We start from the raw sequence: 14,313 nt of genomic DNA, 5'->3' as shown, positions 1-14,313 counted from the left end.
ACTCTTTGTTGAGGGAGATTTACTTAGAATGACTAGGCTACTTCCCCCTCGCCGCGATTAAAACGCTTTTGACTAGGCGTCCCCATCCGAACAAAATTTAACCACGAAAGGTCAACACGCCCTAGAATGCTAAATAGGAATCTTATGTTTACAGGTATCGTTCAAGGCATGGCAACACTGGTTGCTATAAATAAAAAAGAGTTGTTTCAAACTCATACCATTGAGCTAAGCGACGAAATGGTTGAGGGATTAGCAATTGGTGCTTCAGTAGCTCATAACGGTTGTTGCTTAACGGTAACGGAAATTTCAGGTAACCAGATCGCCTTTGATTTAATGCAAGCCACATTAAGATTGACGAACTTGGGCCAACTGAATGTTGGTGACAAAGTGAATATTGAGCGTGCAGCAAAGTTTGGTGATGAAATTGGCGGGCATAGCATGTCTGGTCACATTACGTTGATGGCTAACTTGGTTGATGTGATTAAGACAGAAAACAACCGCACGCTCTGGTTTGAACTACCTCAAGAATCAATGAAGTATGTGTTAAGCAAGGGCTACATCGGCGTTGATGGTTGTTCATTGACGATCGGTGAAGTGGAAGAGAACCGTTTCTCTGTTCACCTGATTCCAGAAACGCTGAATCGTACTCTGTTTGGCGGCCGTGAAGTAGGTGACCAAGTAAACATTGAGTTTGATCCTCAAACACAGGCTATTGTTGATACCGTTGAACGCGTACTAGCAAACCAGAAGTAACGCTACAAAAAAGAGCACATAACGTGCTCTTTTTTGTATTTTAATTTGCTCTAGCTCACTAAGAGAAGGTGTATTTCAGAAGACTTGTTCATCGTCTGCATCAATCGAAAGGTGAATTCTGTCTCTTACTTCATCTACCTGCATGTCGAGGTGAATGGCATTGCAACATGCAGGGCAATCGTCATAAAAATCTTGGCTCCCATTAGAAGCATCGAGCGTTATGCTGATTGCATGCCCACAGTGGGGGCAGGAGACATGTTTCTCTGTGTATTTATGCATGGCGAATTCTCCTCACTGTAACTTGTAACAATCGTAGTAGCTTGAATAGATCGTAATAAATAGCAATATCGAACATTGCAACTTATATCGACCGCAGTCGCTAGCTGTGATTGATATTAAACGGCCTGTATCTTCTGAATGCATGCTTCAGTTTGTGCTAAATATTCGCCGCCAAATTGATTGCAGTGGTTAAGAAGATGGTACAAGTTGTAAATGTCTTTCCGATCAGTATAGCCAACGTCGAGTGGATTGACGCTCTGGTAACCTTCATAAAACTCTTTTGGAAACCCTTCAAACAATTCCGTTAACGCCAAATCGCATTCATGATCGCCCCAATAACAAGCAGGGTCATAACAGATTGGCCCAAAGGCTGAATTTGCGACATTGCCATTCCAGAGGTCCCCATGAAGCAAAGAAGGGCGAGGGTTGTGGCCTGCAAGACGCATATTCACCACATCAACGATGTCATCGATGTCGCCGAATTCGATGCCTTTTTCTTTTAGCAACTGGAGTTGGAAACCAATGCGCTGCTCAGAAAAAAAACGGCCCCATTTCTTATGCCAAGGGTTAGGTTGAAGTGTACTGCCGATATAGTTGTCTTGGTCGCAACCGAACTCTTTTTGCTCACCCCACAGATGAAGGCGAGCAAGCTGGACCCCGAAATCAAAGCTGTTATTACCCGTTTCAAGTGGCTTGGTTGGCAAGTAATTGAGGATAATGAAAGAGCACTCTTTGGTTTTACCAATCAGTACCAATTCGGGAACATAAACGGTGGAAGTCTCTCTTAGCAAACGCAAGTTTTCGGCTTCAATTTCAAACTTAGGTAAAAATTCTCGCTGGTTCACTTTCACAAAGTAACGTTCATTACCATCGCTGATCATATAGCAATCGTTAATGTCGCCACCAGAAACCTTAGTACGTTCAGTAATCTGAAAGTTAAATAGAAGAGTATCTGAAAGTTGTTGAGAAATGGCCTGCCACATAGGAAATCCTCAAAGACTGAAAGTTAAAAAAATCAAAGTTAGAAATACTGTTTGTTTAATAGCAATAGTTTAGGATAAATCTGAGCAATTTATAGACGCACTCGTCAATGTTCTTATCTCTGGTTCAGCTTATGCCGAATCAATTACTCAATTTGTGAACTCAAACTAATTCAAGATATTTGAAATACAAACAGAAATTACCAATCAGACGTCATAAATTGTTTGGAGCTGGTATCACAATGGAAACGGTTTTGAACCCTCAAACTGGAAAAGTCGAGGGAGCTTGCTATTGTCTACGCACCAACATAAATGAGCTTTTAAAGAAAGTGGATAGGACTCTTGTTAACTAGCGCTATTGTTAACTAGCGCAGTACATTAATTAAAAGTTTGTTTTAGACTTTGTTAGGCGTTCACTTACTTATAGCTTAAGCGGGCTGGTATGACACATAGAGCCATATTGATTTAAATTTAAGCTGAAATACTAACTAGGATCATTTTAATACGGTTTTTGGTAATAAAGTGATGACAAACCGCTTCATTTACATAGTATTAAGCAAGTACGTATTAATCTGCTCTTGAGCTTAAAACGGAGATTTATTGTGGTTGTAGAAACCGATGGCTATTTGGCTCTTATCGAGCACTTATCATTTAATCTGGATGTCTTTACCAATAGTAATGGCGATACAGGCAATGAGAGTGTTGAAGACATCATCACTGACATGATTTCAACAAACATCATGGCTATTTTTGATCAAAATCCAGAGTTGCATTCGAGTGTTCGTTTTCAACTCTTGAAAGAAGCCGATGCTGTGGTAGCCGATTTAGGTGAAGTGTTAGCGGGGGTTTGGGCGAAGAAAGCGACCAACGAGCAAATTGTATTTCTAGATGAGTACATCGCGCTCGTGAAGAACCTATTTGACACGGCTGTCGCCAAGTACGACTAACGGTCTATTTCCTCGCTAGCCCATTAACTACGATGATCTAGGCGTTTAAGCTACACCTTAAAAAGTGACGTTGTTTGGCGGTTAATCTATTAAGCTGTTATAAACGCCTAAAGTGCCAAAACTTAGACGCCCAATAAGGGTTATCCAACCTCGATATAATGACACCCTTTGATGTCGAAGCATGTAGGAATTGATTATTTCCTAAATACACGCCTACGTGTCGCACTGTCATCGAAGTTTTGAAAAACACCAAATCACCACTTGTTGCCTGTTCATACGCAATTTCTTTTCCCTTTTTACTCTGATCTTTTGTGGTTCTCGGTAGAGCTTGTTGTGTCGCATTTTGAACGGCGATTTGAACAAAAGCGGAACAGTCTACGCCTCGAAATGATGTCCCACCAAAATGATATGGCACACCTTTCCACTGTTCATATACACTCATATATGCATTGGTAGTCAATTGCTCTGACTTTGATAAGGTTTTTTGAGCGGTTTGACTAAGTTGAGAAGGGGAGGGAGTCGAGCTACAAGCAGCCAATGTTGCCAAAGTTATTGTAACTACAGCCATTTTTCTGAATTTCATATGTAACTCTTCTGACAAAAAACTGAAATATAAATGTCACCAAGGACTTCTAGTATACGGACTAACTTAAGGATATCTCTTTTCGTAGTCAAATTGGATTTCACATGCCCGACACAAATTTATCAATAAAACCCTCACGTTATACATTTTCGCTCATTCAAACTGTCACCGCTGTATTTATTTCCATTCTTTTACTCGTTAGTTTTTTGTCAATGGTTAGTATTCGGGGAGTTGAGCGAGTCGGAGAACATTTTGATGCACTTTCAGAACAAGCATTACCCCTTGCTCTACATAACGCCGAATTAACGCAAAGCGTATTAGAACAAGTAAAACTTCTCACTTACAGCACCCAATCAACCGACTTAGATACACTGAATGCCACAAGGGGCTCAATTGTTCAACTCGCAACAGAGAGTAATACCACGCTAGAGGAACTCCTTTTTATCTCCCAATCTTTTCCTGAAGCGATCTCTTTAGAGCAACAACAAAACCTTATCGATGACATGACGCAACTGCAAAACATGACCAACACGGTACTGCTAGCGCAAATTGAGATTCAAAGTAAGCAAAATATCATCGACAGTAAAATGGGCGAGTTCCGTTATGGCGTTGGATCTATCGGACCAGAAATGAATCGAATCAGCTCGTTTTTGGTTGAAGACAACCCGGAAGCGAGTGATGCTGCGAATCGATTTACATCCAGTGCGTCTGCGATGGCGAACACCTTTTTGATGTTGATGATGCAATCTGACATTGATAAAGCACACGATGAATATCGTCAACTCAGAAATCGAATTGCGGGCCTTAACTTGGCTTACGGTGACTTTGCTGATTGGCACCCAGACATCGCCGAGTTCGCAAGTTTGACGGCACCTTACGAAATGGTGAAAGAGGGCTTTACAGAAAAGGGGGTAATCAAGCAAATCCTATCGAAACTCGAACTGGTTAAACAGCAAGAGCAGAACTTAACGCAAGTGATTACCTTAGCAAATACCGTTATCAGCACACTGAATCAGTTGTCTTCTACAGCTTCCCAACTGATTGATGAAAGCGAGCTCGTTGTAAATCAAACCATCATCAATATCGATAGTGTGTTGTTTATCAGCGGGCTGGTGATTGCCGTAATCATTGCGATCTCATGGTTCGTATTACGTCGTTGGATGAATAAAGGGCTTAAAAACATTACCCAACAATTAAGTTCACTTGCCGATCACGACTTCTCCAAACAAAGTGAACTGTTGGGACCTCTGGAGCTGCAAGTTATCACTTCGAAACTCAATACAGTCGTAGATTCAACCGCTGACTCGGTTCGTTTGGTAACGCGTAACTGTGAGACGCTTTATCAAACAGCTGAAGTGAGTCATGACGCCGCAGAGCAAACAAATTCTAGCTTGAATGAGCAGAACGAATCACTTCAGAATATGATAACTACGATTACTGAACTTGAAGCATCCATTGGTGAGATTGCCCGTATCTCTAACGCATCGAACGACGATGCACAAATAGCAGAAGATGAGTCAGTGAATGGCAGCCAAGTGGTTGGCCTTAACCAACAACGATTACAAGCGCTTGAGCAATCTCTTAGCCTGAATCAAGAATCGATGACGGACTTGGATATTCGCGTTAAACAGATTCGTGAAATGGTTGACGTGATCAGTGGTATTGCTGAAAACACTAACTTACTCGCATTAAATGCCGCAATAGAAGCAGCGCGAGCAGGAGACCAAGGCCGCGGCTTTGCAGTGGTTGCCGATGAAGTACGAAAACTGGCGAGTGGTACATCCCAGCAAACCACTAATATTCGTAATATGATGAACGAATTGGTGGCGGCGGCTGATCGCTCACGAGCTTCTGTAACGGAATCGCGAAGCGAAATGGCGAATGCGCTGGACACCAGCGGAGATGTAAAACAGGCCTTCGAGAAGATAGAGTTCGCGGTTAGCCAGATCAAAGGGCGTGTTGAACAAATCATGGTGGCTACTGAGCAGCAAGCACGAGCGACTGTCGATGTAACGCATTCAATCACCCGAGTATCTGAGCAGGGTGAGAATACTAAGCTGCAACTTGAATCTATGATCGAGAGTTCAGAACAAGTCGGAGAGATAGCAGGGAACCAACAAGCCATGCTTCACAAATACGTATTGAAGTAAACGAGCGTGCGGAGTTAAGCTAAACAGTACAACAGTTGAAGAACTAGCTACGCTTATATCCCTATCGATACAGAAACACCCTTAAATTCCGACATGAATCTAAGGGCGTTTTTGTCTAGATATAGGTTTGAGTTTAATATCAGCTTGAGCCACAAACGAGTTTGAATCTAGTCTTTCGTTGTCGGGAATTGTGCAAACGGCTGACGCAACATCAAGTCCAACCGTTGCTCTTTACCATCTTGAATCTCGGGAACACCAATATTCACCTTATCGTGGCCAAGCTTGGGTTGAGCTCGGTAAGTCTTAAACCAGATGTCCCACACAGATAAAAAGAAGCCAAAGTTTGAGTGGGTTTCTTTAACAATGATCGAGTGATGAACGCGATGCATGTCTGGTGTCACTATCACTTTTCTTAATCGCTTATCAATCCATAACGGAAGACGTGCATTACTGTGGTTAAACATCGCACTGGCATTAAGAACAATTTCAAATATCACGACCGCAATGACAGGGACACCAAGCGCGATCACCAAACTCACTTTAATCAACATCGAAAGGATCATCTCAATAGGGTGAAAGCGCGTTCCGGTAGTGACATCGATATCTAGGTCTGCATGGTGAACTCGATGTAACTTCCATAACCAAGGAACACGGTGGAACACCAAATGCTGCAGGTAAATGGCGCAATCTAAGAGCAATACACAGACCAGAATGGTCAGTTCTTTCGGAAGTGACAGGGTATTGAACAAACCCCATTGGTTTTCATGTGCGATAACCGCCGCTTGAAATGCTGCGATAGGAATGAGAGTGGCCAATAAAAAGCTATTCAAAGCAACCAGAGCGAAATTGTTCGCCCAACGAAACCATTTGCTTTGAGTGAGTGTTTTACGTGGAAAACGGGATTCCCAAAGTGCACACAATCCAAAAGCGACAATAAAACAAACAAGGCGAAGCAGTGATGGGTCTTGCATGGGAATTCCTTCTATCATTCTAAGGACACTGTAAGTACAATCGTGCCACTTTTCTAGATTTATCGTTATTGTCCATGAGAATCCACGCTTTTCACCGTTTATATCAACATCGTTTATCCATTGCGACCAAACCGTTTAATGCGCGCGGGTGTAAAGTCGTGCGATGTGAATTCTGTAAAATCAAGCAAGACAGCTGTATCTGTGAACATCAACCAGACGTAAATACGAACGTCGCGACCATGTTGATCTTATCGGACAACGAAATACTCAAACCAAGTAATACCGGCCGTTTAATCCTTGATACCGTTAAAGATAGCTATGCCTACCTTTGGCACCGCACTGAGCCGAATCAGGAGATGCTGGATGTGCTGAAAGACGACAAGTATCAGCCTGTCATTGTGTTTCCTGAAGACTACACAGATGACAAAACGCGAGTGGTTCAAGACTTGCCACAAATACGTGACCCAAATAAAAAGCTGCTGCTGATTTTCATCGATGGAAGTTGGCGTGAAGCAAGACGTATCTTCCGTCGTTCAGAATATCTACAAGATTTACCTGTGTTATCGATTGAGCCTGAATCAGTTTCTCAATACATGATGCGTAAGTCAGACAACGAACAACACCTTTCTACTGCAGAAGTCGCGAGCTTAGTATTAAAGCAAGCGGGCGAAGAGCAGGGCGCCAAGACTTTACAGCTATGGTTTGAAGCATTTCGCGAAAGCTACATGCTAAGCAAGACGCGTTATAAGTCAGATCCGACCAAACCTAGCCTGAACGCTTTCATAGAACACAGTAAAAGTGAGACTTCACTCTAACCTTTAACCGCTTTGTGCTGACTTGTTGTTCAAACAGACTCGATCACGAGATAAGTTTGTTATCTATCACGGTTTGTAGGGGGAGTGTTATGGATAATGCTCCTTAGTTGTTTAATTTAAAAAATTTATTTGCCCGAATTTAGGGAAAAATTGGAGAGATTTCATGTATTACGGCTTCGATGTTGGCGGCACAAAAATTGAGTTTGGTGCATTCAATGAGAAACTTGAGCGAGTAGCAACAGAACGTGTTCCAACACCAACAGATGACTATCAACTACTACTTGATACGATTGCTGGTTTAGTTAAAAAATACGACAGCGAATTCTCTTGCGAAGGCAAAATTGGCCTTGGTCTTCCTGGCATGGAAAACGCAGACGATGGCACAATGCTTGTTGTTAATGTACCGGCTTCAACAGGTAAGCCACTACGTAAAGACTTAGAAGCGCTTATTGGTCGTAGTGTAAAAATCGAGAACGATGCGAACTGTTTTGCGCTTTCAGAAGCATGGGATGATGAACTTAAAGATGAACCATCAGTGGCTGGCCTAATTCTAGGCACGGGCTTCGGTGGCGGTTTAGTTTATGAAGGCAAAGTTTTCTCTGGTCGTAACCACGTTGCGGGCGAGCTAGGCCATATGCGTCTTCCTCTTGATGCATGGTTCCACCTTGGCGACAACGCACCGCTACTAGGCTGTGGTTGTGGCAAGAAAGGTTGTCTAGACAGCTACCTATCAGGTCGTGGCTTTGAGTTGATTTACGAGCACTACTTCGGTGAGAAGAAGAAAGCGATTGAAATCATCCAAGCATACAACGAAGGTGAAGCAAAAGCGACGGAGCACGTAGATCGCTTCATGGAGCTATTGGCTATCTGTTTTGCGAACCTGTTTACGGGTCTTGACCCACATGTTGTTGCACTGGGTGGTGGTCTTTCAAACTTCGAACTTATCTACGAAGAGATGCCAAAACGTGTACCTAAATACCTACTGTCTGTAGCGAAATGTCCTAAGATCATCAAAGCGAAACACGGTGATTCAGGCGGCGTTCGTGGTGCTGCATTCCTTAACATTAAGTAATCTCAACTTAATGCTAAGCTAGGTAAAAAGCATAAATAAAAATGCCGCAATCTCGAAGGAGGTTGCGGCATTTTTATTGTTCGTGTTTTCGTTGCTAAAAGCTAGAAGCTAAGAAAAAGAAGCCAGAGGGCTTACTTCTTCTTTTTGCCAACGCCAAGGTTGTCTTTTTGCTTCAACGTAAGCTTAGTAAAGCCAAGCTTGCGGAAATAGTTATCTTGGTAGTTACGAACCGCTTTAGTATCAGAAATAAACTCAAGTTGTTGCTCAGTTTTTAGATACTCAGTGATGTCGATACCTTCAGCTGCAGCTACAGCTTCTTGGATCGTGCGGTGTTCTTGTTTCGAAAACAGTAACTCTTTGTCTTCGTCTTTGTAAGTGTACAGAATGGTACGAGCCATGATGCTCTCCAATAGAATTATTACTTTGCGCGCACTCTACATAAAAACAGTACGTGGCTCAAGGTTATGATACAAAATCTTAAGATTATCGTTCTTCACGCTTATCGCGATTTGAGCTTTCTGTCTTTTAAGGAACGAACAGGTTGTCTTTTACGAAACCAACAGAACAAAAAGCCCCTAACATCAAAAAATCTATATAGGGGCTTCGTCTATGTTTTGACGAAGATCTTCCAAATCAATTAAAAAGCAGCTAAGTCAACTAAAGAACTACTAAGTCAATTTAGGTCTCATTGAACCTTCAATTAAACACGGCCTTGCAGTGGAATGATCGTTACCGTCTCACCAACTTTTACGGTATCAACCGCTGGTGAGATTTCGATTAAGCAGTTTGCTTCACTCATTGAACGCAGAATACCTGAACCTTGCTTACCGGTTGTTTTCACTTCAAGCACGCCGGATTCGTTCATTGAGAACACTCCGCGGCTGAACTCAGTACGACCTTGGCGAGATCGTAATTGCTCAGTCGCTACCGCGTTCGCTTTCACTGGTGTCCAGTTGGTTTGACCTTGTAGCTTACGAATAGCTGGTTCTACAAAGTTAATGAACGACACCATGACTGCAACTGGATTGCCCGGCAAACCAAAGAAAGGTTTGTTTTCAATTTTACCGTAAGCTAATGGGCGACCTGGACGCATATTGATACGCCAGAAGTTAATCTCACCCAGCTTATCTAACGCAAGCTTAATGTAATCAGCATCACCAACAGATACGCCACCAGAAGTCAGGACCATATCGGTTTCAAGCGACGCAGAGTGCAGCACGTCCATCATCTTTTGTTCGTCATCTTCAATGATGCCGTAATCGACGATGTCACAGCCAAGCTTTTGAAGCATGCCGATAATAGTAAAACGGTTCGAGTCGTAAATAGAGTTTGGTTTTTGCTCGCTACCCGGAGCTTGAACTTCGTCACCCGTAGAGAACACACCTACTTTCACTTTACGCAGAACAGGGCAGGTACCAAAACCTAACGACGCCATCATGCCCATTTCTGGTGCTTCGATGCGTGTACCACGTGTAAAGACAGGTTGGCCGATTTCTAAATCTTCACCTGCCATACGGACATTTTGTCCTACGGATATTTTAGCATCAGGGAAGCTAACTTTATCGCCATCTTGAACAGCTTGTTCGCGCATCACAACGACATCAACGCCTTCTGGCATTGGTGCGCCTGTCATGATCTTAACCGCTTCACCTTGTTGAACGGTTTGCTCGTAGCTGTGACCCGCCATGACTTCAGCCACGATATTGTAGCTGTCCAGAGCTAGATCTTCACTACGGATCGCATAACCGTCCATTGCAGAGTTAGTATTCTGAGGTACATTGATTGGCGAGATAACATCTTCAGCCAATACACGACCATAGCCTTGCTCTAAAGCAACAGATTCAATCAGCTCTAGTGCATCAATGCTATCAACAATCTTTTGCTGACCTTGAGTCACCGTGAGGCCGGCTGGAGAGAAAGAGTCACAACACACAACTGGCGTGTTGTCTTTTGATGATGCACACGCAGCAACTTTACTTGTTTTAGAAGCAGGGTCGAACGATTGAGCATAGTCGATGATGAAATCACGAATCGCTTCTAAGTCGCTGATCGCCATTTGTGGCAGATCGGATTCAACCTGGCTGTCTGCGGCGATAGCAATAATGTTGTCATCATTTGGATAAAGCCAAGGTTTACCCACTTCGTCGCGGTGAAGCTCAATCTTAGGGAAGGCGATGTTCTTGCAGCCTTCAACCAGAATTAAGTCTAACGTGTTGGTATTGAAACGTGTAAGCAGGTAATCAAAGTCCGCTTCGGCTTCTGGCGTTTCTGTCATCATCACGTGACGGTTACGAGAGCTGATCAACATTTGATTCGCGCCTGCTTTGCGTAGGCGGTAGCTGTCTTTACCCGGCTTATCGACATCGAAATCATGGTGAGCGTGTTTAAGAACGCCAACTTTTAAACCTGCGTCGGTTAACAAAGGTAACAAGGCTTCAAGTACGGTCGTTTTACCTGTACCGCTATAAGCAGCAAAGCCCAATAAAGGAAGGTTAGGGCGTTGTTTTGAATCTTTCATTATTGAAGCGTTCCGAATTGGGTGAGTTCTTCTGGCGTATTCAAGTTTACAAAGCAGTTAGGAGAATCACTAAAATCAACGTATTCGGTGACACACTCTTTGTATAGCAAGATAATTTTACGATCACCACGTTCCAAAAACGCTTCTAACTTTGGTAGAACACGCTTGTGGAATAGGGTGAATACAGGTTGCTTAAATTCGCCATCATGCGCGACAAGAATGTCGCTGTCTTCTTTAACTGCAGAACAAAAACGCTCAACAAGGTCGTCACTGATTTGTGGGCTGTCACAAGGAACGAAGCCAACCCAGTCTGTGTTCGCGTTTTTAAGGCCAGCATGAATGCCACCCAACGGACCTGGGTAGTCAGGGAAAGAATCGGAAACAACCGGAGCAAATGCTTTGTAACTGTCTAAGTTACGATTGGCATTGATAGTGATGCTGACATCTTGTTGTGACAGCTTGTTTATAACGTATTGAATAAGCGGAGAACCGTTGAGCTCAACGAGTCCTTTATCTTTTCCGCCCATACGACTGGCCTGTCCGCCAGCCAAAATAACCCAACTAGTTTGCGTTGGAAGCAGCATAAATATTCTCTTGTGCTTTATCTTTCTGAATAACTTGCAGAAGCGGGGATTCGGTCAAAGTATTGTCTTTGATCCACCACTGCTTCTTACATAAATCGGTTAACGCGTTAGTTTGGTGACTTGTGATGACTAAACTCGCGCCTCTCTGAAGAAGATCTTCGGCCATAATCACCAATCTTTCAATAGATTCTTTGTCTAAAGAAGCACTTGGTTCATCCATAAGCAAGATTGAAGGCTTAAGAATCCAAGCTCGAGCCATTGCCACGCGTTGACGTTCACCACCAGACAACACAGAAATGTGTTCATCTGCCAAGGTTTCTAAACCTACCATTCTCAATGCATTAATTATTTGAGCTCGCTTATCTTTTTGGCTCTCTTTGTTAAAGCGAATGCCATAAGCGACATTCTGGTACACCGAACCATCAAAAAGATAGGGGGTTTGATGCAGGTAGATGATGTCTTTGAACTTGAGCCGAGGAAATAATCTCTGTTGCCAACTCTGTGTCGGGGACTGAATACGGCCAGAACTCGGCTGAATTAATCCAGACAAGATTTTAAGTAGGGTCGTTTTACCAACACCATTGTCTCCTTTGAGATAAATGGCATCGTTGGGGCCGATCGACAATTCGGGAATGTGGAACAAAACACGCTCTTTGTAGCGCATTGAAATTTGCTGCGTTGTTATTTTTATACTCATGACAGCGTTCCTAAGTTCTTAGATAGCCTTTTCCTCTCACACTGGAAAGGAAAAAGTTAAGGGCTAATGCCAATGCTAATAACACCATACCGAGGGCGACACCTTGAGCGAATGCGCCTTTGTGGCTTTCCATGGCGATAGCCGTTGGGATGTTTCTTGTCATCCCCATAATGTTGCCACCGACCATCATTGAACAACCTACTTCTGTTACGATACGAGAAAAGGCAGCAATGGTTGCAGCCAATAGAGGAAAACGTGTTTCCCAAATCAAGGTACACGCCACGCGTGTTGTTGATACGCCAAGTGTGCGCGCTGTTTCTACCGCTCGGCGGTCACTGGCCTGCAGAGCACCATGCATCATCGCAACTAGAATAGGGAAACAGATCAGCATCTGACCTAAAATCATCGCCTTTTGGGTGAACAGTAATTGCCAATCACCTAACGGGCCAGAGCGAGAAAGCATCATGTACATCAACAAACCGATAACCACGGTAGGGATCGCTTGCAGGGTGTTGATCACTGAAAGCAGAGCCCATTTCCCGGGGAACTCGGTATAAGCCAATAAGAAAGCCATAAGGATTGCAGGAACAATCACTAATGAGATGGCGGACAAAGACACGCTGAAGGATACCGCAACGATTTGCCACAATTCGTGGTCAAAACTCACTAGTAGATTCATTGCATCAATCGTTGTTTGCCATAGGGTCATGAAGTATCTCGTGTGAATCGATAATAGGTTTTTATCGGTAATGACTGATGTTAATCATAGCTGACACAATATATTTGAGCCTGTATTGGTCAGCTATTGTTTTTAAGCGTGATCATAACTGATTCGTTAAGTGTAGTGTTTGTTGGTTTGGACCACCTCTTCAACACTACTCTTTACTTACAGCCAACGACTCACGACTTAGAACAAACTATTCTGCACTTGCAACGAACAGTTGTTTGCCATGCAGTTTAAAGTCGTTAATCAGTTTCTGGCCTTTAGGGTTAACTAGCCAATCACTGAATACTTTCGCAGCTTGGTAATTGATGCTTGGGTAGCGTTCAGGGTTAACAAGAATCACTTGGTAAGGGTTAAATAGGTTCTTATCACCTTGGAAAAGGATTTTTAGGTCCAGTTTATTTTGGTAAGCCAACCAAGTACCACGGTCTGTCATGGTGTAGCCTTGCATTTCAGACGCCATGTTCAGAGTAGGGCCCATGCCTTGACCAACACTTCGGTAGCCACCGAAGTTTGGTTCCATTTTAGTTTGCGCCCAAATACCCATCTCTTTCTTATGAGTACCTGAATCGTCGCCACGAGATACAAACGTCACGTTATTAGTCGCGATCGCTTTAAACACATCTGCCACTGCTTTTTGAGATTCAATTTTCGCAGGGTCATTTTGTGGACCAACGATGACGAAGTCGTTGTACATCAGCTTGCGAGGTAAAACGCCGTAACCTTTTTCCACGAAATTAGCTTCTGCTTTTGGTGCATGAGTCATCACCAAATCAACGTCACCATTTTCGCCCATGCGAAGTGATTTACCTGTACCTGCGGCTAGAACATCAACCTTGATACCAGAATCCTTTTCGAACTCAGGTAATAAGTAGTCCAGTAGACCAGAGTGATAAGTACTTGTGGTTGTCGCCAACTTGATATGAGTGGTGTCTTCCGCGCTGCTAGCCGTGTAACTGACGATAGATAGAGCTGCAATAGTTAAGGGAATTGCTTTCATTATTATTATGTCCATTCTGTTATAAATGAATGACATGCCTTCAGTTTTAAAGGGCTCGAAGAAGGGCATGTGCATAAGACGCTAATTGTTGTAATTAGAAATCTACACCTTATAAGCAATCTTAATGCCAATAAATCATGCATCAGAACTCACTAAATTGCTGTTATTTCGCACAAAACTGCGCCATTTACCCCGTTAAAATGAATCAAAACATGAGCTAGGACAAAATGTCGCACATTG

Annotated in this window: 15 protein-coding genes; 5 read left to right on the top strand and 10 right to left on the bottom strand. The window is 43.1% G+C overall.

Features of this window, described 5'->3' with window-relative positions:
- Positions 1-144 precede the first annotated feature (144 nt).
- A complete protein-coding gene (locus FTW16_RS01080; RefSeq protein ID WP_146489770.1) occupies positions 145-753 on the top strand; it encodes a riboflavin synthase subunit alpha in 609 nt (202 codons plus the stop codon).
- A gap of 75 nt (positions 754-828) precedes the next feature.
- Here the strand turns inward: FTW16_RS01080 and FTW16_RS01075 are convergent, their stop codons facing one another.
- Both FTW16_RS01075 and FTW16_RS01070 read right to left on the bottom strand, forming a co-directional pair.
- Positions 829-1,032, bottom strand: a complete 204-nt coding sequence (locus tag FTW16_RS01075) for a CPXCG motif-containing cysteine-rich protein (protein WP_060982030.1) — start codon at positions 1,030-1,032, stop codon at positions 829-831.
- Between the two features lie 116 nt (positions 1,033-1,148).
- The gene (locus tag FTW16_RS01070; RefSeq protein ID WP_060982031.1) at positions 1,149-2,015 is read right to left on the bottom strand and encodes a fructosamine kinase family protein; all 867 of its coding nucleotides are present in this window, start codon (positions 2,013-2,015) and stop codon (positions 1,149-1,151) included.
- A 599-nt stretch (positions 2,016-2,614) separates the two neighbouring features.
- Here FTW16_RS01070 and FTW16_RS01065 point away from each other — a divergent pair.
- Positions 2,615-2,959 (top strand): DUF3802 family protein, encoded by a 345-nt coding sequence (locus FTW16_RS01065; RefSeq protein ID WP_146489769.1) that lies wholly within the window; start codon positions 2,615-2,617, stop codon positions 2,957-2,959.
- A gap of 97 nt (positions 2,960-3,056) precedes the next feature.
- Here FTW16_RS01065 and FTW16_RS01060 read toward each other — a convergent pair whose 3' ends face one another.
- Positions 3,057-3,542, bottom strand: coding sequence for a C40 family peptidase (locus FTW16_RS01060; RefSeq protein WP_146489768.1), 486 nt, complete (start codon positions 3,540-3,542; stop codon positions 3,057-3,059).
- Between the two features lie 104 nt (positions 3,543-3,646).
- On the opposite strand from FTW16_RS01060, the gene FTW16_RS01055 reads away from it, so the two are divergent.
- Entirely contained in the window at positions 3,647-5,692 is a 2,046-nt protein-coding gene (locus FTW16_RS01055) for a methyl-accepting chemotaxis protein (RefSeq protein WP_146489767.1), read from the top strand.
- Between the two features lie 167 nt (positions 5,693-5,859).
- Here the strand turns inward: FTW16_RS01055 and FTW16_RS01050 are convergent, their stop codons facing one another.
- Entirely contained in the window at positions 5,860-6,663 is an 804-nt protein-coding gene (locus tag FTW16_RS01050; protein ID WP_146489766.1) for a sterol desaturase family protein, read from the bottom strand.
- 68 nt (positions 6,664-6,731) lie between these two features.
- Here FTW16_RS01050 and FTW16_RS01045 point away from each other — a divergent pair, with 68 nt between their 5' ends.
- Entirely contained in the window at positions 6,732-7,478 is a 747-nt protein-coding gene (locus FTW16_RS01045) for a tRNA-uridine aminocarboxypropyltransferase (RefSeq protein ID WP_146489765.1), read from the top strand.
- A gap of 163 nt (positions 7,479-7,641) precedes the next feature.
- Positions 7,642-8,550, top strand: a complete 909-nt coding sequence (gene nagK / locus FTW16_RS01040) for an N-acetylglucosamine kinase (protein WP_146489764.1) — start codon at positions 7,642-7,644, stop codon at positions 8,548-8,550.
- Between the two features lie 131 nt (positions 8,551-8,681).
- Here nagK and FTW16_RS01035 read toward each other — a convergent pair whose 3' ends face one another.
- From FTW16_RS01035 to FTW16_RS01010, 6 genes are all read right to left on the bottom strand, one after another.
- A complete protein-coding gene (locus FTW16_RS01035) occupies positions 8,682-8,948 on the bottom strand; it encodes a DUF2960 family protein (protein ID WP_004733780.1) in 267 nt (88 codons plus the stop codon).
- Between the two features lie 302 nt (positions 8,949-9,250).
- On the bottom strand, positions 9,251-11,068 hold the full coding sequence (locus FTW16_RS01030) for a bifunctional molybdopterin-guanine dinucleotide biosynthesis adaptor protein MobB/molybdopterin molybdotransferase MoeA (RefSeq protein WP_146489763.1): 1,818 nt from the start codon (positions 11,066-11,068) through the stop codon (positions 9,251-9,253).
- Positions 11,068-11,652, bottom strand: a complete 585-nt coding sequence (gene mobA / locus FTW16_RS01025; protein ID WP_050634342.1) for a molybdenum cofactor guanylyltransferase MobA — start codon at positions 11,650-11,652, stop codon at positions 11,068-11,070. Before mobA ends, FTW16_RS01030 begins: the two co-directional genes overlap by 1 nt.
- Complete coding sequence (locus FTW16_RS01020) at positions 11,630-12,349, bottom strand: energy-coupling factor ABC transporter ATP-binding protein (RefSeq protein WP_017067175.1); 720 nt, start codon at positions 12,347-12,349, stop codon at positions 11,630-11,632. Before FTW16_RS01020 ends, mobA begins: the two co-directional genes overlap by 23 nt.
- A 10-nt stretch (positions 12,350-12,359) precedes the next feature.
- The gene (locus FTW16_RS01015; protein ID WP_009846742.1) at positions 12,360-13,058 is read right to left on the bottom strand and encodes an ABC transporter permease; all 699 of its coding nucleotides are present in this window, start codon (positions 13,056-13,058) and stop codon (positions 12,360-12,362) included.
- Positions 13,059-13,266: 208 nt separating this feature from the next.
- A complete protein-coding gene (locus tag FTW16_RS01010) occupies positions 13,267-14,073 on the bottom strand; it encodes a substrate-binding domain-containing protein (protein ID WP_060982038.1) in 807 nt (268 codons plus the stop codon).
- Positions 14,074-14,313 lie beyond the last annotated feature (240 nt).

The sequence above is a fragment of the Vibrio sp. T20 genome (genome assembly GCF_007858795.1).
GTDB classification, from domain to species: Bacteria; Pseudomonadota; Gammaproteobacteria; order Enterobacterales; family Vibrionaceae; genus Vibrio; species Vibrio satsumensis.
Note: the sequence above shows the minus strand (reverse complement) of the source record. Positions and strands in the feature narration are given on the sequence as shown.